Below are 17,689 nucleotides of genomic sequence, written 5' to 3' on the forward strand. Positions count from 1 at the left end.
GAGCATGCCTCGGCCCCGCTGAGCGGGTGAAGTATTCGGCACACCGCGCTCTTCAGCCCGGTCGCCTCGTCGGCAGGCACGCTCAGACCGACGATCGCCGCCACGACCAGGGACACCACGCCGACCATCGCGGCGTACTCGGTCCCGCTCTGCCCTGTGTCTCCAAGCCCACCAAGCCGCCGACCGCTCCGCCTCTCATCATGCCCATGCCATAGCTGGAACCTGCCGGAGCCCTTCATCTGTTCTCCTCGCCAACATCACCGCCCGTTCCCCCAAGGGACAGCAGCCTAAGGATGGGCCCGGACCCAAACGCAGGGTCCGCAGACCCAAACACAGGGCCCGCGGGCCCAGTCGAGGGACCAGCCGTCGAACGAGCCCGGCCGATCCGGTACTTGAGCGCGATCCGAACGACGCCGGGTTGATACGTTCGGCCGCATGGCTGATGACTGCTTCGCGCATCCCCGGCTCGCCGCGATCTACGATCCGCTCGCCCCCGATCGCAGCGATCTCGATACCTACCTGCGGATCACAGAAGAGTTCGGGGCACACCGGGTGCTGGACATCGGCTGCGGCACAGGGGTGTTCGCCCTTCTCCTGGCGGACCGTGGGGTCAAGGTCGTCGCCGTCGATCCCGCCCTGGCGTCCATCGACGTCGCTCGGGCCAAACCGGGCAGTGAGCGCGTGCGCTGGATCTGCGGCGAGGCAACAGATCTCCCCCCGCTCCAGGTTGACCTCGCGACAATGACAGCGAACGTCGCCCAGGCCATCGCCGACCCGCATACGTGGCAGAAGACGCTGCGGGGAGCCTACGAAGCACTACGACCCGGCGGGCATCTGATCTTCGAGACCCGCGACCCCGACCAACGCGCCTGGGAAGAGTGGACCCGTGAGAACTCCTACCGCGTGACGGAGATCCCAGGCGTCGGCTCCGTCGAGAGCTGGGTCCAACTGGTCGAGGTGAGCTTGCCCCTCGTGACATTCCGCTGGACCTACCGGTTCGCAGCGGACGGACAGGTGCTCACATCGGATTCGACGTTGCGTTTCCGGGAGCGAGAGGAAGTTGAGCAGGACCTGATCGCGTACGGATACGTGGTGGAGGGGGTTCGCGATGCGCCCGACCGCCCAGGAAGGGAGTTCGTCTTCCTGGCACGGCGTCCGTGAACTTCAGTGATCCACGTTCCTCAAGCTGCCCCATCTTGTCAGCGCGGGACCGGGCGAGCCTTCGTATGAACACCGTGGAAGCAATGAGCGAGCACGAGGACCGTTGGGTCCTGAGTCTCCGCGACCTGACCGTCACCAGGATCAGCGTCGACTTCCAGCTGACGCTGACCCTCGACTCAGGCTGGGAAGTCGTACTGGAAGGGCCGACGCGACTCTCGTCCGGGTCGGTCCATGCCGATCTCGACGTGCTTCTCGCCCCGGAGTCTCAGGATGTGGGTGCGGCCCTCCCGCTGTTCGGGGCGACAGTGTTGTCCCTGGTCGCCTTCAAGTCCGGTGGCCTGCGGATGGTGTTCGACGACGGTACGCATCTGACCTGTCCGGGCGACCCATCGTTCGAAGCGTGGCAGATCACGGGGCCACAAGGATGGCGGCTCGTTTCGCTGCCTGGCGGTGACCTCGCTGTCTGGTCCGGCTCAGGAGCACGGGACCAACAGCGACAGCACCAGCGAGATCAGGATTGACGCCTCCGTGCGGTGGCTCGGCGCAGGCCACGTACCCTCGGTTCCATGCCCCGCCATCCGAAGAAGCCCCGCCGACTGGTCGCCGACGGGCGGGAGTATCTGTGGACGCTTCGCCACAGCCACCGCGTGCTGGACAGCGGCGCATCCGCGGACTGCCGCGAGACGCTCACGCTGTACCCGCAGCCGGCCGGCACCGGCGGCCCGCTGCGCATTGTGTTCGTGCAGGGGCCGGGCCGATACGTCCCGGGCGGCTTCCCCTTGGGCTCCGGGGACGTGGGGTACGTCCGGGGCGGCTCGCTCAACCTGCATGAACCGGGAGCCGTCCGGGCGCTGCTCGATGCGGTGACGGCCCGCGGGTGGCAGCCGGGGGAGCGGCGGGCGGTGGAGGTCGACGGCTGGCCCCTCCTGGAGGCGGCTGCCGCCACACGAGCCGGGAACGTCGACTCCGCAGGCTCGTAAGGGGTAACTCCGGCCTCCCCTCGGACCGGCTCACCACGTCGCGGCCAAATGTCGGGTCCGTCTCAAACAACGGGTCGGTGCCGCCCGGCAGACGCTCGACCACTCCCGCTCGCTCAAGGGGACCGGAGGCACCGTGCCCCTTCGCCCTGCAACTGGAATCGTGTAGTGAGCGGTTTCGCGGCCACACGCACGAATTCCGAGCACGTGTGACCCCCGGGAGACCGGATGCGGTTGACGTCGAGGTCACTCAGTCAAGGACCGCGAGGTGGTCGGCGGCGCCGCCGTGCCACTCGATCATGAAGAGGGTGGCGTCGTCGCTGGTGCGTCCGCCCCGTTCCCTCTTCAGGGTGTGGGAGAGCTGGCGCAGATCCGCCCGCACCCCCTGTGACGGCTCCTCTCCCAGGCGGTTGACGCAGCGGATGAGGCGTTCCTCGCCGAACGGCGCGCCGCCGGTGACGTGTTCATCGATGATGCCGTCGCTGTAGCACAGCACCCGGTCGCCCGGCTGGAGTAGGTGTTCCCGGATCCGGGGCTCCTCGCCGCCGAAGCCGACGGGCAGCGTCGTCGCACTCTCCAACTGCCGCACGACCCGGCCGTCGCGGATCAGCAGCGGCGCGGGATGGCCCGCGTTGACCAGCTCCAGTTCACCGGTGGCGATGTTGACGTGCATCAGCTGGGCGGTGACGAAGTGGTCGGGACCGAACTGACGGGAGATGGCGTCGTCCATGAAGGCGTACTTCTCGGCCAGGCTGACGAACACACGCCGGGCATGCCGGTAGGCGCCGATGGCGATGGTCGCCATCGCGGCGGCGTCCAGGCCGTGGCCCATCGCATCGATCACGGCCAGGTGCAGGATGTTGTCGTTGAGGGCGTAGTCGAAGCTGTCGCCGGCGACCCGGTAGGCGGGCTCCAGGATGCCGGCCACCGCGATCTGCGGCACGGTCATCGTCAGCGGCGGCAGCAGGCTCCACTGGATCTCCGCGGACACGCTCATCGGCTCCCGGCGCCGGGCCAGGAAGAACAGGTCGGTGTAGGCGTTCTTGGTGACCAGCATGTCGGCGACCAGACCGGCGAGCCTGCGCAGCAGACGCCGGTCGTCGTCACCGACGATGTCCAGGGTCAGAGCCATCACCCCCACCTGGTCGCTACCGTCCATCAGCGGCAGATACATCCGGACGCCGCCGTGCGCCTGTGGCACCTCGACGACGTCCGCGCTCAGGAAGGCCCGGCCGGCGGGGGATCCGGCCATCGGCTCGGGCTGGCCGACGTGCAACTTCCTGCCCGTAAGCGGCACCAGCACCTCCTGCGCGTAGTCCTGCAGCAGGATGGAGACGTCCCGGCCACCGATCCGGGCCACCTCCTCCGCGATCAACGGGGCGATCAGCTGCGGCGGCATGAGCCGCGCCCGATCCAGCAGCAGCCCGAGCAGCCGCTCACCGAAACCCTCCGACCGATCCACCCTCTTCTCGTCCATGACCCGCCTCGCCACCTCCTCACTGCCACTCATGCCGGTCACCGTCTCCGCACAACGTGAACCCGGGAGGCCGCGGGAGCGGCTCATTACGCCATGCGCAGCATGTCGGCGCGTGCTGTTCGCGCGGAGTGAGCAGGCGGCCCGGGCTGGCGAGGCCGCCGTCCCGGGCCGGCGGTGCGGTACACGCCGGCCCGGGACAGATCGGGATCCGCGAGCCTCCGCGCTACGTCATGGACGCGCGGGCGCCGCCCCACCAGGGGGCCGTTTGCCGTCGACCTCGGATCCGTCGCCGACCTCGCTGCCTTGGTAGCCGCCCTCGAAGGGATGCGTGGTGCCGTTCTCGTGGCCCGGCGTGGTGTTCAGCGTCCGGTGGATCCGCCAGGCCAGTTTCTGGATCGCGTTGATGCCGTACGACATGGTGGGGTTGTCCTCGCTGAGGAACGTCATCTGGTAGAGGTCGTCCGGGGAGGAGAAGATCCCGAGGCTGTTCACGCGCCAGCCGTGCGTGGCCCGTTGGAGCCAGCCGTTCTTCACTTCCACGTGCACATCGCTCGGTGCGCCGTACGGGGCTCCCCAACGCTGGCTCGGTACGACCTGGCTCATCAGCGTCCGGCCGTACCGCTTGTTCGCCGGTGTGAGGACGTCCGGGTCGACGGTGAAGACGTTCAGTTGGCGCATTTCGTCGGCGGCGGTCACCTGCGTCAGGCCCCAACTGGTGCCCAGGACCGTGTTCGTCATTCCCGAGAGGTTGAGGAAGCGCTGAAGGCGCTCGCGCCCCAGGCTGTTCCACAGCCGGGTGGTGGCATCGTTGTCCGAGACGGTGATCATGAGCCGGAGGTCTTCCGCTTCCTCCGGGGTGAGGGCACGGTCTTCGTCCTGGGCGCGTCGCAGCACCGCGCCCATCACCGTCACCTTCACCACACTCGCGGAGTCGTAGTGCCGGTCGGGGCGTTGGGTACAGACGAGAGCGGTCCGCCGGTCCCACACCGCGAACGACAGCGTCTCCAGGCCGCCTTCCTGGTCCTTGACCAGTTCGCGGGCGAGGCGCGTGGCCAGGGGCTGGTTCGTCGGAGAGGTGCAGACCACTGTCTGCTCCTGACCCGACGTGCCAGGTCCGGCGTGTGCGGCGTGGGGGAGCAGCAGCGGAAGCGCCGCCGCCGAGATCAGGGCTGCCGCACCGCTGCTGCGGTGCCGACCGGTGAAGTGCATGCTCTACCTTCGTTGCGGAGTTGACGGCACGTCCCGTGCCATGGCGATGATGAACGGCGCTGGGTCGGGCTCAGTGCTCCCGCCCGGAGCCGTACAGCGGGCTCGGTGAAACCGCCAGCCCGTACGGGGCGAACCAGTCACCGGGAATCGTGTGTTGCGGCCCTCCGTCGGCAGGAACCCTGATGACTTCGTTCCTGTTGAAATCGGCGATGTACACGTTGCCTTCGGTGTCCGCCGCGACGCCCGTCGGGAAGGCGAGGCCCTTGCCGACTGTCACCGCTGTCCCGCCCCGCACCGGAACTTTGAGGACCTGGCTGTTGTACGGATCCGCGACGATCAGGTGTCCTCTGCCGTCCAGGGCCAGGCTCGTCGGATCGGCGAGACCGGGAACGGGAATGACGCGCTGGGGTGAACCGTCCGACGGCACACGGACCACTCGGTAGTTGTACGGGTCGGCGATGTAGACGTCGCCGTTACGGTCCACCACGGCCCCGGTCGGGCTGTCGAACCCGGAGGCAAAAACGGTCTTCCGGCCGTCGCGGTCCACCTTCAGCACGCGGTGGTTGCCGGTGTCGGCGACGTAGAGGTCGCCTTGCCGGTCCAAGGCGACGCCGTACGGCGAGGAGAGCCCGGTGACGGCGAGAGTCTGCTTTCCGTCGGGCGTGACCTTGACGACGCGGTTGTTCCTGGTGTCCGCCACGTACACGGTCCCGTGCTCGTCGACGGCGACGCCGTTCGGGAGGTCGAGACGATCGCTCACCGTCTCATGGGCACCGTCGCCGTGCCCCCGGACCGCCACCACCCGGTTGTGGTAGGTGTCGGCCACGAACACGACGGCCCGCTCGTGGAACGCGCCGGCCGCCGGGCCGGCGGACGAGGCGTTCGCGGGCAGGCCGACCGCAGAGCTGATGACCATCAGCCCCGCGAGGATCGAACCGCCGATCAGGCGTCGCAGCCCCGGCCGTTGGGGCGTACGATCGCGGGCACCGTGCCAACGAGCACCCGGGAGAGAGTCCGGCATCTGTATCCGCCTCACACGAATCGTTGTGGCCTGCACGTGAACGCAAGGAAGAACCCCGCGAAGCAGACAATGCTCCACCAGGCATCACGGGCACATCACAACACCGGTCCGCACCCGATAGACCACCCGTTCGCCACGCCATGTACCAGCCGACCGCGTCCGCCACGCCACCGCACGCGCGTCCCAGGACTTGACCTGCGGTTACTTGGGCCGGATGCAGCACAGCCATGGCGCGATCTCACGCCCGTGGGCACAGGACGCCGGCATGACCCGTCCCGGAAGGGCACCTCGGATGAAGCGTCAACGCCGGGCGTGGCGGATCGTCAAACGTCCGAATCCCATGGTCCCGGAGATGCGGATCTTCGGCCCGCCGGGCCGGGAACGCCGGGCCTTGTAACGCAGGTCCTTCCACCCAGTGTGCAGACCCTCGACGTCGACGACCGCGTCGCGAGGCACCGTGATCTTGGCCCTGCCGGTGCCGAGCTGCAACTCGATGTCGACTGTCGGATGCTCGATGACCGCCCGGGACAGATCCAGGCGCACCCTTCCGAACGCGGACTCCACCTTGAGGATCCGGGGTACCCGCCACACGCCGCGCCGCAGGATCCGTCCGCCCGCGGCGGCGATCGTTGACGTGGTGCCCGGACGCTCCTCCGGGAGTGTGGCCAGAGCCGACACCAGCTCGCTCCGCGCCGTGGCGGTCAGCACATGGTGCAGGCGTTCGTCCAACTCCTCGTGCGAGATGAGCCCTTCGGTGTAAGCGTCCTGCAGGCGCTGCACGGCCGTATCGCGGTCGTCATCGCCGATCGGCGGCGGCGAGTTTTCCGGTATAGGGGTCACCGTCTCACCTTACTGTCGGGTGATCGATCCGGGGGCAACCTCGATGCTCGGGCGCACTTGCGCTGACAGCGTGCGGTCATGACGTCAACGCCTATGTCACGACGGGCTTTTGTGGGCGCCACACTGGCGGGGACCGGCGCGCACCGTGGTGCCTGGCGACGAGCGTCGGCCGGCAACTGGCGCGACTGGAGCCGAAGATCGTGCTCGAAACACTGCTGCGGCGGATCCCCGGCCTGCGCCTGGCCGTTCCGTTCGAGCAGATCGAGTTCAAGACCGACACCGTGGTGACCGGGCCCGTCGGCCCCCCCGGCCGCGTCCCGGCTGCGGTGAGGGCCGGTACGGTGGCGGTCATGACGTCGAACTTGGCCGCGGTGGCCGGGTTCTCGTCGATGTTGAGCTTGACGATCTCGATCCTGCCGCCGTGCTCGGCGGCGATCGCTTTGCCCCCTCCTGCGGATGCGGGTGGGAATCAGACGGTGACCGCGGCCGCCGCCTTCTCCGGCTCGGCCGGCCCACCGTCGGAGAGGGCGGCCAGGTACCGTTCGGCGTCCAGGGCGGCGGCGCAGCCGGTGCCGGCGGCGGTGATGGCCTGGCGGTAGGTGTGGTCGACGACGTCGCCCGCCGCGAAGACGCCGGGAAGGTTCGTACGAGTGGAGGGCGCTTCGACCTTGAGATAGCCTTCGCCGTCCAAGTCGAGCTGCCCGGTGAACAGTTCGGTACGCGGGTCGTGACCGATGGCGACGAACAGGCCCGTGGCGTCGAGGCGCCGCGTCTCACCGGTGAGGGTGTCGCGCAGCACCAGCCCGGCGAGCATGCCGCCCTCCTCCTTGATCTCCGCGATCTCGGTGTCGAAGGCGAAGGTGATCTTGTCGTCGGCGAAGGCGCGGTTCTGCATGGCCTGGGAGGCCCGCAGCGTGCTGCGCCGGTGGACGACGGTGACGGACCGGGCGAAGCGGGTGAGGAACGTGGCTTCCTCCATCGCCGTGTCGCCGCCCCCGACCACGACGATGTCCCGGTCACGGAAGAAGAATCCGTCACAGGTGGCGCACCAGGACACGCCCCGGCCGGAGAGCTCTTCCTCCCTGGGCAGTCCGAGCTTGCGGTAGCCGGAGCCGGTCGCGACGATCACGGCCCTCGCCCGGTGCACCGTCCCCGCGCTGTCGGTGACCTTCTTGATGTCCCCGGTGAGGTCGACGGAGACGATGTCGTCGTCGACCAGCTCGGCGCCGAAGCGTTCGGCCTGAGCCCGCATGCCCTCCATGAGGTCGGGGCCCTGGACGCCGTCGGGGAAACCGGGGAAGTTCTCCACCTCGGTCGTCGTCATCAGCGCGCCGCCGACGGAGACCGAGCCGCAGAAGACGAGCGGCTTGAGATCGGCACGGGCCGTGTACAGCGCGGCCGTGTAGCCGGAAGGACCCGAGCCGATGACGATGACGTCCCGGATCGCGCTCATGCCGCCGTCTCCGGCGCGATCTCGGCGATCAGACCCTCCACCCGCTGCTTGATCTCGTCGCGGATCGGGCGTACGGCCTCGACGCCCTGACCCGCCGGATCGTCCAGCGTCCAGTCCAGGTAACGCTTCCCCGGGAAGACGGGGCAGGTGTCGCCGCAGCCCATCGTGATGCAGACGTCGGACTCCTTGACGGCGTCCACGGTGAGGATCTTCGGAACCTCGGCGGAGATGTCGATACCGACTTCCGCCATGGCCTCGACCGCGGCCGGGTTGACCGCGTCGCCCGGATTGGATCCCGCCGAGCGGACCTCAACGCGGTCCCCGGCCAGGTGGGTCAGCCAGGCGGCGGCCATCTGGGAACGGCCGGCGTTGTGGACACAGACGAACAGCACAGAGGGCTTGTCGGACATCAGACGGTCTCTCTTGTCTCGCGAGTCTCACGACGGAAGTCAGGCGCACATGACATCAGCACCAGGTGGCGTCAGCCGCCACTGATGTGAGAGTATCAGTCCATGATGACGTCAGTCGACACTGAACTGATCCGGGTGCTGGCCGACCCGCTCAGGCTGCGGATCGTGACCCTGCTCGCCCACGAGACCCTCTGCACCACGCACCTGGTCGAGGAGACCGGCGCCAAGCAGACCAACCTCTCCAACCACTTGCGCGTGCTGCGCGAGGCCGGGGTGGTGGAGACGGAACCGTGCGGACGCTTCACGTACTACAAGCTCCGACCGGACGTCATCGAAGCCGTGGCAGGTTCCTTCGCCGATCTGGCCAAGGCCGCCCGTGCCAGCCAGGCGGCCGACACGAAGAGGGCCTGTCCGTGACCAGCACCGAACCGACCACCACAGCCCCCGCCGAGCCGGGAGACGACTCGGTCGTCGCGAAGCTCTCGACCCTCGACCGCTTCCTGGCCGTGTGGATCCTCCTCGCCATGGCGCTCGGCCTCGGCCTCGGCCGGCTGATCCCCGGACTCAACGACGCCTTGGCCGCGGTGGAGATCGGCGGTGTCTCCCTGCCGATCGCCGTCGGCCTGCTGATCATGATGTATCCGGTCCTGGCCAAGGTCCGCTACGACAAGCTCGACTCGGTCACCGGCGACCGCAAGCTGCTGGCGTCCTCACTGGTCATCAACTGGATCGTCGGCCCGGCCGTGATGTTCGCGCTGGCCTGGATCTTCCTCCCCGACCTGCCGGAGTACCGCACCGGCCTGATCATCGTCGGCCTCGCCCGCTGCATCGCCATGGTCATCATCTGGAACGACCTCGCCTGCGGCGACCGCGAAGCCGCCGCCGTCCTCGTGGCCCTCAACTCCGTATTCCAGGTGATCGCGTTCGGCCTGCTGGGCTGGCTCTACCTTGACCTGCTGCCCAACTGGCTGGGCCTCGGTGACGGTCAGAGCCTGGACATCTCGATGTGGAAGATCGCTCTGAACGTGGTCGTCTTCCTCGGCGTCCCCCTGCTGGCCGGATTCCTCACCCGCCGCTTCGGCGAGAAGAAGATGGGCCGCGAAGGCTACGAGGCTACGTTCCTGCCGAAGATCGGCCCCTGGGCCCTCTACGGCCTGCTCTTCACCATCGTCATCCTCTTCGCGCTCCAGGGGAAGACGATCACCTCCCAGCCGCTCGACGTCGCCCGCATCGCACTCCCGCTGCTGGTCTACTTCGCCGTCATGTGGGCGGGATCCTTCCTGCTCGGCAAGACGCTCGGGTTCGCCTACGACCGCACGGCCACGCTGGCGTTCACCGCGGCGGGCAACAACTTCGAGCTGGCCATCGCGGTCGCCATCGCCACCTTCGGCGTCACGTCGGGGCAGGCGCTGTCCGGGGTCGTGGGGCCGCTCATCGAAGTGCCGGTCCTGATCGGGCTCGTGTACGTGTCCCTGGCCTGGCGCAAGAAGTTCGCCGCCGCGGCTCTCACCACCCCGGCGAGGGAGTGCTGATGCACGGTCCGCGCCGAGGCCGGGGCGCTGACCGCTGCGGCCCGACCCGGTGACCTCGACATCCGACGTGGTGGTGATCGGCGGCGGCCAGGCAGGACTCGCCGCCGGCTACCACCTGCGCCGCCTGGGGCTGGACTTCGTCATCCTCGACGCCCAGCCCCGGGCGGGCGGCGCCTGGCGGCACGCCTGGGACTCCCTGCACCTGTTCTCCCCTGCCGCCTACTCCTCGCTTCCGGGCCGGCTCATGCCCGTACAGACCGGCGGGACCTACCCGGACGCGGCCCATGTCGTCGGCTACCTCACGGACTACGAACGACGCTACGAACTGCCGGTGCGACGCCCCGTGCGGGTGCGGGGTGTGCACCGCGACGGCGAGCGCCTACGTGTGGAGACCGACTCGGGTATCTGGGCTGCCCGTTGCGTGATCAGCGCGACGGGCACGTGGTGGAGGCCCTTCCTGCCCGCCGTACCCGGCCAAAGCGACTACCGGGGACGGCAGTTGCACACGGTCGAGTACCGCAGCCCGGACGAGTTCGCCGGGCGGCGCGTCGTCGTGGTGGGCGGCGGCAACTCCGGCGCCCAGATCGCCGCCGACCTCGCCCCGCACACCGATCTGACCTGGGTCACCCAGCGACCGCCCCGCTTCCTCGCCGACGACATCGACGGACGCGCCCTCTTCGACACGGCGACCGCCCGCCGCCGCGCACTCGACGAAGGCTCCGCCGACACCGGCGGCGTCGCCTCCCTCGGCGACATCGTCGCCGTACCGCCCGTACGCGAAGCACGCGACGCCGGACTCCTCAAGGCGCAGCCCATGTTCACCCGCCTCACCACCGACGGAGTCCAGTGGGCCGACGGTACGACGGCAGAAGCTGACGCCGTCATCTGGTGCACCGGCTTCCGGCCGGCGCTCTCCCACCTCGCGCCGCTCGGACTCCGCGGACCACGCGGCCGCATCGAAACGGTGGGCACCCGCGCCACGAACGAGCCGCGCCTGCACCTGCTCGGCTATGGAGACTGGACCGGCCCGGCTTCCGCCACCCTCATCGGCGTCGGCCGCCCCGCGCGCGACGCGGCCCGCGAAATCGCCGAACTGCTCAACCGGCCGGTCGGACGATGACGGGGCCGAGGCGCTCGATGCCCGCTCGACAGATCGCCGGCACCTGGTCGGCGTGTGCGGCCGTCAAGGGTCACAGGTGAACGCCGTCAAGGGTCACGGATGAACACGGATGAACATCGACGCCGGTGTTCACGCCGCGGGCTGTTTCAGCAGCTGGCCCATGGCCGCCAGGACGGACGGGGCGACGCGGTAGTACACCCAGGTTCCGCGCCGCTCGGAGGTGAGCAGGCCCGCTTCGCGCAGCTTCTTCAGGTGATGGGAGACGGTGGGCTGGGAGACCCCGACGTCGGAGATGTCGCAGACGCACGCCTCGCCGCCCTCGTGCGAGGCGACCAGCGAGAACAGCCGCAGCCTTACGGGGTCGCCGAGGGCCTTGAACATCGCGGCCGTGCGCACCGCTTCCTCGGCCGTGAGCGCCCGCTCGGACAGCGGCGGGCAGCACGGCGCCACCTCCGGCTCGGCCATCGGCAGCACCTTGGTATTCGACATACGTCTATGTTGACACACGTCGAACCAGCCTCACAGGGTCCGTCTCGCACCGCTGCCGTCAGAGCGCCACCGGTTCCGGTCCATGCAGGCGCGGGGCGTTCGCGACGGCAAGCCCGGACCGCCCGCTGCCGATAACCGTGACGTCGATACGTTCCACGGCGAGTCTTCCTGATTCGATAAATGCCTATGTTGACACTTGTCGAATCAGGTGCAAGCCTGGCAGCGCAAGCCATCGACAGATGTCGAAACAAGAGGAGTCACCGTGACCGTGCCGATGACCGAGGCGCCCGCCGGCGACCTGCCCATCGTGGTGATCGGAGCAGGCCCGGTCGGTTTGGCCGCCGCCGCCCACCTGGTCGAACGCGGCATCGTGCCGCTGGTCCTGGAGGCCGGGGACAGCGCCGGCAGCGCCGTACGGGAATGGAGTCACGTACGGCTCTTCTCCACTTGGGCCGAGGTGGTCGATCCGGCCGCCGAGAAGTTCCTCGCCCCCACCGGCTGGACCGCTCCCGACGGCGCCGGCTACCCCACCGGCGGCGACTGGGCCGCGCTCTACCTCCAGCCGCTCGCCGATGCCCTCGGCACCAGGGTCCGCTTCGGCGCCCGCGTCACCGGCGTATCCCGCCTCGGCCGCGACCGCGTCGTGGACGCCGACCGCGAGCAGCAGCCCTTCACCGTCCACTTCATCCACCCGGACGGCACCGAGGCACGGATCACCGCGCGCGCCGTCATCGACGCCTCCGGCACCTGGTCCACCCCTGGCCCCATCGGCGGCGACGGACTCCCCGCACTCGGCGAGCGCACGGCGGCCGACCGGATCTCCTACCGCGTCCCCGACCTCAAGTCCTCAGCCGTACGGGCCCGGTACGCGGGCAAGCGCACAGCCGTCATCGGCTCCGGCGCCTCCGCCTTCACCGCCCTGGCCCACCTCGCCGACCTCGCCAAAGAGGCCCCCGGCACACACGCGGTATGGATCCTGCGACGCGGCATCAGCGGCTCCACCTTCGGCGGCGGCGAGGCCGACGAACTGCCCGCCCGCGGCGCGCTGGGCCTCGCCGCCAAGGCGGCCGTGGACGACGGATACGCCGACGCGGTCACCGGGTTCCGTACAGCGGAGATCTCGGACAACGGCGAACAGCTGGTCCTGACCGCCGAGGACGGCCGCCGTCTCGACCCGGTCGACGAGGTCATCGCCCTGACCGGCTTCCGCCCCGACCTGACCTTCCTCGAAGAGCTGCGCCTCGGCCTGGACGAACGGCTCCAGGCACCGGTCGAACTCGCACCGCTGATCGACCCGAACGTCCACTCCTGCGGCACCGTCTACCCGCACGGCGCCAAGGAACTGTCACACCCGGAGCAGGACGTCTACGTGGTCGGCATGAAGAGCTACGGCCGCGCCCCCACCTTCCTCGCCATGACCGGCTACGAGCAGGTCCGCTCCATCGCCGCCGCACTCGCCGGGGACCACGAGGCGGCCGAACGCGTCGAGTTGACCCTGCCGGAGAGCGGCGTCTGCGGCGGTGCGGGCCTCTTCGACGAACCCGCCACGTCCGCAACGGACGGCAACGGCGGAGGCTGCTGCGCCACCCCCGCCACACTCCAGATCGGCGCCCCGGCCCCGTCGAGCGGCGGCTGACCCCCTCACACCCCAGAAGGGGGATCGTCATGTCCCGCGTACAGCTCGCCCTCCGCGTCCCCGATCTCGCTGCCTCCATCGCCTTCTCCACCGACCTCTTCGGTACCGAACCCGCCAAACTCCGCGACGGCTACGCCAACTTCGCCATCGCCGAGCCGCCGCTCAAACTCGTACTCGTCGAAGGCGAACCAGGCGAGGACACACGCATGGACCACCTCGGCATCGAGGTATGGCTACATCGCTCCGGGCGTCATCCTTTAGGCCGTGGGGATCAGGTCTGTCCGCGCTTCGAGGTAGAGCCGGCTGGTGGGCGAGGCCGGGTCGTACAGCGCGTTCATGTAGTCCCAGGTCGTCGTGAGTGCGGCCCGCGTCTCTGACGGGAGTTCCGGATCGTTGCTGATGTTCTTCCGGCTCTGGGTTTGCAGGTTGGTGATGAGCGCCGTGCAGTGCTCGGCGGCGCCGGACGCCTCGATCAGTCTGATGACCGTGAGGAGATCGGTGTCGGCGCCGTCCAGGTAGGCGGTGAGCTGCAAATGACCCGCCCTGGGGAGCCGGTTGAGGGCGGCTCGGACCAGTACGGTCCGGCGCCGCCGCGCCAGATCGGATGTGTTCGCGAGGGTCAGGGCCGACTCGGTTTCCGGATCGCTGGTGAGGACCCGCGCGAGTTCGGTGTATCCGGCGAGGTCGTTCTGTACCTGGAACGCCTGGCACAGAGGGACTCCGGCCTCGGTGATCCGCGCGAGCGTGGTGTCGCCGAGGCCGGCCAGCGCACTGGCCAGGTGGATCGAGCACATCAGGTACGGCGCGAACTGCCCGGCGTGGATACGGAGAATCTCGTCCTCGCTGACCGTGTTGGGTTCGCGGCGCACGTCCAGGTGGAGCTGTTCGATCTGTCCCGCGGCGACCAGGGCCGTGTTCGCCTGGAACAGTTCGCACAGACGGGACTGTACGGAGCCCGGCAGACCGGAGCGCAGGATGGGCAGGGGCGCCATGCCGGCCAGGATGTCGCCGGCGAGGAGGGCGGCGCTCGCTGCCTCTGTGCCGAACGAGTTCCGGAGGGCGTGGTGAGCGGTGGGGTGACCGCCGCGCTGGGTGTCCCCGTCCACGATGTCGTCGTGGAGGAGGATCGCGCCGTGCCGGATTTCCAGCGCGGCCGCGACGGCGACGAGGTCGCGGAAGCGGTACTGGTCGGCGCTGAGCATGTGTGCGGCGTGGAGGAACGCCATGCCGAGCAGCCTCTTGCTCGGGCGGGTCACGTAGGCGACGGCCGCTTGGTGCACGTGCGGCTCACTGATCCGGGCGGTGAACTGCGTGTCAGCGGCGAGGCGGAGGAGCTTCGCTTCCAGCACCTGCTGCCAGGAGATGAGTGTGCCGTGGGACGGTTCGTGCATGGCGTTCCTCAGGGGGTGTCAGGGGGTGTGGTCGGGCCAGGGGACATCGGTCTCGACCGGCTGGGTGTAGTCGATGCCGGGCACGGCGAAGCCGTAGAGCCGTTCGACCTCGGCGTGGAACCATCGGATGTCCGCGAGCTCGGTGATGTTCTCGGTGGTGGCGGTGTTCCACCGTTCGGCGACGGCGGCCTGGACGCCGGGGTCGAGTTCCCAGGTGTCGAGGCGTACGCGGCCTTCGTCGTCCAGGTCGAGTGGGCGGGATCCGGTGAGCTGGTCCCACAGTTCGGCGAGCTGGGTGATGGGCGGCACCATCGCGTCGCCGAGGACGCCGTGCAGCAGCCCCACGTAGAGGGCGATTCCGGGGATGGCGGTGCTGGACTGGGTGACGGCCGCCGCGTTGACAGAGGTCACCGCCCGGCCGCCGACGAGCTTGCCCAGGCGCTCGTCCAGCGTGCGCGCGGTCTGTTCGAGGTGGGTCTTGGCGGCGCCGATGGTGCCCTGCCGATAGATCGCGCCGGTCAGTGTGGAGCCGATGTACGAGAGTGCGGCCGTGGTGAAGCCGTCTGCGAGCAGGCGCCGATCGGCGAGGTGGTTGATCCACCGCTCCCAGTCGGCCCCGCCCATCACGGCCATCGTCTGGTCGATGTCGTCGCCTGCGGCCGGCTGCGTTTCGACGTCCTTCACCTCCGGTTCTCCGCCGCCGTCGAAGACGAGGGTCTTCGTCCGGTACGCCTCACCGATCGGCTTGAGCACGGAGGCATAGGTGACACCGGTGTCGGGATCGGTACGGCGTGGGGCGGCCACCGAGTAGATGAGATAGTTGAGCCGTCCGCTGAAGCGCTGCTCGATGAGTTCGGCGACTTGGTCCTTCATCGCGTCCGAGAACGCGTCACCGTTGAGGAACACCATGTCGCGGCCGTGCTGACGGGCGAGTTCCGCGGTGGCGGTGGTGCGATACCAGCCGGCGGTCCCGGTGCGCCGCTCGGGCGCCTTCTCGAAGCTGACACCGATGCCCCGGATGCCGACCCGTGCCAGACCGGCGATGGTGGCGGCCAGCCCGTACCCAGCGGACGATCCGATGATGAGCGCGACGGGCGCGCTGTCCGGAACGGGGACCGGTGGGGCGGCGGCCTGCCACATGTCCTTCACCACTCGCTCGCAGCCCGCGGGGTGGGAGTCAATGAAAAGGAAGCCGCGGTTTCGGGGCATGATGACGCGTTCGCTCATGAGGCTGTGTCCTTCGGGGTCGTAGACGCGGATGCGGTGTCCAGAGGTCGCACCGCATCCTGCAAGTCTGCGACCGTTCGGACACGGGCGGTCACCTCGTCCGGGACAGTAATGCGCAGTCGCTCTTGGAGGGTCTCCACCACTTCGAGCAGCGCGAGACTGTCCACGCCGAGATCGTGTTCGAGTACGGCGTCGGGCTGCCTGCATGCCTCCTGCGGGCGGCCGGTGATCGAGGCGAGGGCCTCTACGACGAACATCGCGGTCCGGTCACTCACGCTCCGCCTCCTGCTCCCGCCGTGGCGTCCCCACGGGAGAGCAGCGCGGCGATGGGGATCAGTGGGACCGGGCTGCTGCGCCCGGTCACCTGCCCGGTCTCCTTGTCGAAGCGGTCGATGAGCAGCGTGCAGGAGTCGCAGAAGCTGGTACAGGGGGTCTGCTCCGTGACCGAGCGCGGTACGACATCGTGCAGCGCCTTCAGCCCGTGGCCGGCCCGCACTCGGGCCACGTAGGCGGACCGGTTGGCGTGGCCGATGACGTCCGTCGCGCGCTCACGCAAGAGGTTCCCGAACGTCAGCTTCTCCGGCACATTGAATGCCGCGCAGGTGTACCAGTCCCCATTCTGCTTGAGCAGAGAGGTCGGCAGGATGTACGCGCCGACGGTGGGCGCGAAGCAGTCGAAACAGCGGTCCATCCACCGCGCGACCGGAGTGTGGCCGGGCCGGTTGATCTCTCCCTGCGAGTCCAGGCGCTTGTTGTTCAGGTACACCCGCATCGTGGAATGCACGCGGTCGTGCGGGAAGGTCCCGTACGCCTTCTCGTACACGGCGATCAGCTCATCGATCCGATGGTCGCGGGTGGTCGGATCGGCGAGCGAGGACACCGCTACGTTCAACTCCCGGTCGCTGTAGCGGCCGACCGCGTGGTGCAGGATGCGCGCGACGTTGTTCAGTGGTGTGGTCTGCTCGCCCACCGACAGCATCAGCAGGGGTACGAACAGCCGCGATTCCAGGAACCCCGCATGTTCCAAGCGGTCGAACACCGGCCCGCACCGCGCCCGTGTGCCCCACCACCCGTTCGTCGTCAGCTTCGAGATGTCGATCCGGCGCTCCCGGGCTCCCTCCAGCATCATCAGCAGGGCCCGCCACGCCGTGAACGGCTCTCCGCCAGTGATCGCCAAGGACGGAAGACCGATAGAAGTGAACTGATCCAGCAAGAAGCGGATCTGCGCGTTGGTGAGCGTCCGCCCTTCAGCCAACGGAAGGGCACCCATTCCACAGTGCGCGCAGGAGTCGTTGCACTTGGTGGTGAGTTCCATCTCCACCCGCATCGGTAGATATGCCGACGCCGGGTCGAGCCCGACCCGGGCCCATCCCTCACGCACCCGGGCGAAGACGTCCGGCGTCTTGACCGCGTACTTGCCCCGGTACGGCACCACCACGTCACGGCCTTCGACGAACTCGTGTAATCCCTCTTTGATCACGGCACACTCCTCCGCCAGGCACAGCACCGTGCCCGGCTGCCAGTGGAAAATGAAGAGCAGAGACCCGTTGGCCGCCCGCTCGCGGTGACCCTCGGAGCCGCGGAGCGCGTCTCTGAGGCACAGAGTTGTTCCTGAATTCCCTGTCCGATGTCAGTCGTAGTCACCTCACCCTGCCGGGGCACCGGGGAGGTGACCGTGCGGTCAACCGGACCGACGCGGCGCGCATGACCGCGCCGGCCCGGGCATCGCGGCGGTCGCATCCAGGC

18 protein-coding genes and 2 pseudogenes are annotated in these 17,689 nt (G+C 68.9%); 8 read left to right on the forward strand and 12 right to left on the reverse strand.

Going from position 1 to position 17,689, the window contains the following annotated elements; translation table 11 throughout:
* Nucleotides 1-435 precede the first annotated feature (435 nt).
* The 3 genes from ACFRKB_RS35265 (at nt 436) to ACFRKB_RS35275 (ending at nt 2,141) form a co-directional block, all read left to right on the forward strand.
* Nucleotides 436-1,161 carry a class I SAM-dependent methyltransferase gene (locus ACFRKB_RS35265; protein ID WP_383110696.1) on the forward strand — a complete coding sequence of 242 codons (726 nt, stop codon included), beginning with the start codon at nt 436-438 and terminating at the stop codon, nt 1,159-1,161.
* 83 nt (nt 1,162-1,244) lie between these two features.
* Complete coding sequence (locus ACFRKB_RS35270; RefSeq protein ID WP_383110697.1) at nt 1,245-1,682, forward strand: DUF6188 family protein; 438 nt, start codon at nt 1,245-1,247, stop codon at nt 1,680-1,682.
* A 45-nt stretch (nt 1,683-1,727) separates the two neighbouring features.
* Nucleotides 1,728-2,141, forward strand: a complete 414-nt coding sequence (locus tag ACFRKB_RS35275; RefSeq protein WP_383110698.1) for a hypothetical protein — start codon at nt 1,728-1,730, stop codon at nt 2,139-2,141.
* A 247-nt stretch (nt 2,142-2,388) separates the two neighbouring features.
* On the opposite strand, the gene ACFRKB_RS35280 is transcribed toward ACFRKB_RS35275, so the two are convergent.
* From ACFRKB_RS35280 to ACFRKB_RS35310, 7 genes and pseudogenes are all read right to left on the reverse strand, one after another.
* A complete protein-coding gene (locus ACFRKB_RS35280; RefSeq protein ID WP_383110699.1) occupies nt 2,389-3,648 on the reverse strand; it encodes a PP2C family protein-serine/threonine phosphatase in 1,260 nt (419 codons plus the stop codon).
* A gap of 195 nt (nt 3,649-3,843) precedes the next feature.
* On the reverse strand, nt 3,844-4,824 hold the full coding sequence (locus tag ACFRKB_RS35285; RefSeq protein WP_383110700.1) for a serine hydrolase: 981 nt from the start codon (nt 4,822-4,824) through the stop codon (nt 3,844-3,846).
* A 70-nt stretch (nt 4,825-4,894) separates the two neighbouring features.
* On the reverse strand, nt 4,895-5,845 hold the full coding sequence (locus ACFRKB_RS35290) for an NHL repeat-containing protein (protein ID WP_383110701.1): 951 nt from the start codon (nt 5,843-5,845) through the stop codon (nt 4,895-4,897).
* Between the two features lie 300 nt (nt 5,846-6,145).
* Nucleotides 6,146-6,685 (reverse strand): DUF1707 SHOCT-like domain-containing protein, encoded by a 540-nt coding sequence (locus ACFRKB_RS35295; RefSeq protein WP_383110702.1) that lies wholly within the window; start codon nt 6,683-6,685, stop codon nt 6,146-6,148.
* A 328-nt stretch (nt 6,686-7,013) separates the two neighbouring features.
* Nucleotides 7,014-7,127, reverse strand: a pseudogene (locus ACFRKB_RS35300) (thioredoxin family protein); the annotation flags it as partial.
* Between the two features lie 27 nt (nt 7,128-7,154).
* The gene (trxB, locus tag ACFRKB_RS35305; protein ID WP_383110703.1) at nt 7,155-8,138 is read right to left on the reverse strand and encodes a thioredoxin-disulfide reductase; all 984 of its coding nucleotides are present in this window, start codon (nt 8,136-8,138) and stop codon (nt 7,155-7,157) included.
* On the reverse strand, nt 8,135-8,548 hold the full coding sequence (locus ACFRKB_RS35310; RefSeq protein ID WP_383110704.1) for an arsenate reductase ArsC: 414 nt from the start codon (nt 8,546-8,548) through the stop codon (nt 8,135-8,137). Before ACFRKB_RS35310 ends, trxB begins: the two co-directional genes overlap by 4 nt.
* A gap of 102 nt (nt 8,549-8,650) precedes the next feature.
* On the opposite strand from ACFRKB_RS35310, the gene ACFRKB_RS35315 reads away from it, so the two are divergent.
* Genes ACFRKB_RS35315 through ACFRKB_RS35325 form a run of 3 tightly spaced genes read left to right on the forward strand, consistent with a single transcriptional unit; the run spans nt 8,651 to nt 11,200 of the window.
* On the forward strand, nt 8,651-8,965 hold the full coding sequence (locus ACFRKB_RS35315) for an ArsR/SmtB family transcription factor (protein WP_383110705.1): 315 nt from the start codon (nt 8,651-8,653) through the stop codon (nt 8,963-8,965).
* Nucleotides 8,962-10,080 carry an ACR3 family arsenite efflux transporter gene (arsB, locus tag ACFRKB_RS35320; RefSeq protein WP_383110706.1) on the forward strand — a complete coding sequence of 373 codons (1,119 nt, stop codon included), beginning with the start codon at nt 8,962-8,964 and terminating at the stop codon, nt 10,078-10,080. Before ACFRKB_RS35315 ends, arsB begins: the two co-directional genes overlap by 4 nt.
* A 49-nt stretch (nt 10,081-10,129) precedes the next feature.
* Nucleotides 10,130-11,200 carry an ArsO family NAD(P)H-dependent flavin-containing monooxygenase gene (locus ACFRKB_RS35325; protein ID WP_383110707.1) on the forward strand — a complete coding sequence of 357 codons (1,071 nt, stop codon included), beginning with the start codon at nt 10,130-10,132 and terminating at the stop codon, nt 11,198-11,200.
* 129 nt (nt 11,201-11,329) lie between these two features.
* On the opposite strand, the gene ACFRKB_RS35330 is transcribed toward ACFRKB_RS35325, so the two are convergent.
* Entirely contained in the window at nt 11,330-11,689 is a 360-nt protein-coding gene (locus ACFRKB_RS35330) for an ArsR/SmtB family transcription factor (protein ID WP_383110708.1), read from the reverse strand.
* Nucleotides 11,690-11,963: 274 nt separating this feature from the next.
* Between ACFRKB_RS35330 and ACFRKB_RS35335 the strand changes: the two genes are divergently transcribed.
* Nucleotides 11,964-13,325: an NAD(P)-binding domain-containing protein gene (locus ACFRKB_RS35335; protein ID WP_383110759.1), complete on the forward strand. Its 1,362-nt coding sequence runs from the start codon at nt 11,964-11,966 to the stop codon at nt 13,323-13,325.
* A gap of 29 nt (nt 13,326-13,354) precedes the next feature.
* A pseudogene (locus ACFRKB_RS35340) lies at nt 13,355-13,555 on the forward strand (VOC family protein); the annotation flags it as partial.
* 27 nt (nt 13,556-13,582) lie between these two features.
* Here the strand turns inward: ACFRKB_RS35340 and ACFRKB_RS35345 are convergent.
* From ACFRKB_RS35345 to ACFRKB_RS35360, 4 genes are read right to left on the reverse strand one after another with little or no spacing between them, the layout of a single operon-like run.
* Nucleotides 13,583-14,716 carry a polyprenyl synthetase family protein gene (locus ACFRKB_RS35345; RefSeq protein WP_383110709.1) on the reverse strand — a complete coding sequence of 378 codons (1,134 nt, stop codon included), beginning with the start codon at nt 14,714-14,716 and terminating at the stop codon, nt 13,583-13,585.
* An 18-nt stretch (nt 14,717-14,734) separates the two neighbouring features.
* Nucleotides 14,735-15,943, reverse strand: a complete 1,209-nt coding sequence (gene fabV, locus ACFRKB_RS35350; RefSeq protein WP_383110710.1) for an enoyl-[acyl-carrier-protein] reductase FabV — start codon at nt 15,941-15,943, stop codon at nt 14,735-14,737.
* Nucleotides 15,940-16,218 carry an acyl carrier protein gene (locus ACFRKB_RS35355; RefSeq protein ID WP_383110711.1) on the reverse strand — a complete coding sequence of 93 codons (279 nt, stop codon included), beginning with the start codon at nt 16,216-16,218 and terminating at the stop codon, nt 15,940-15,942. The genes fabV and ACFRKB_RS35355 overlap by 4 nt, the downstream gene beginning before the upstream one ends.
* The gene (locus ACFRKB_RS35360) at nt 16,215-17,423 is read right to left on the reverse strand and encodes a radical SAM/SPASM domain-containing protein (RefSeq protein WP_383110712.1); all 1,209 of its coding nucleotides are present in this window, start codon (nt 17,421-17,423) and stop codon (nt 16,215-16,217) included. Before ACFRKB_RS35360 ends, ACFRKB_RS35355 begins: the two co-directional genes overlap by 4 nt.
* Nucleotides 17,424-17,689 lie beyond the last annotated feature (266 nt).

It is taken from the genome of Streptomyces scopuliridis, assembly GCF_042790125.1.
GTDB classification, from domain to species: Bacteria; Actinomycetota; Actinomycetes; order Streptomycetales; family Streptomycetaceae; genus Streptomyces; species Streptomyces scopuliridis_A.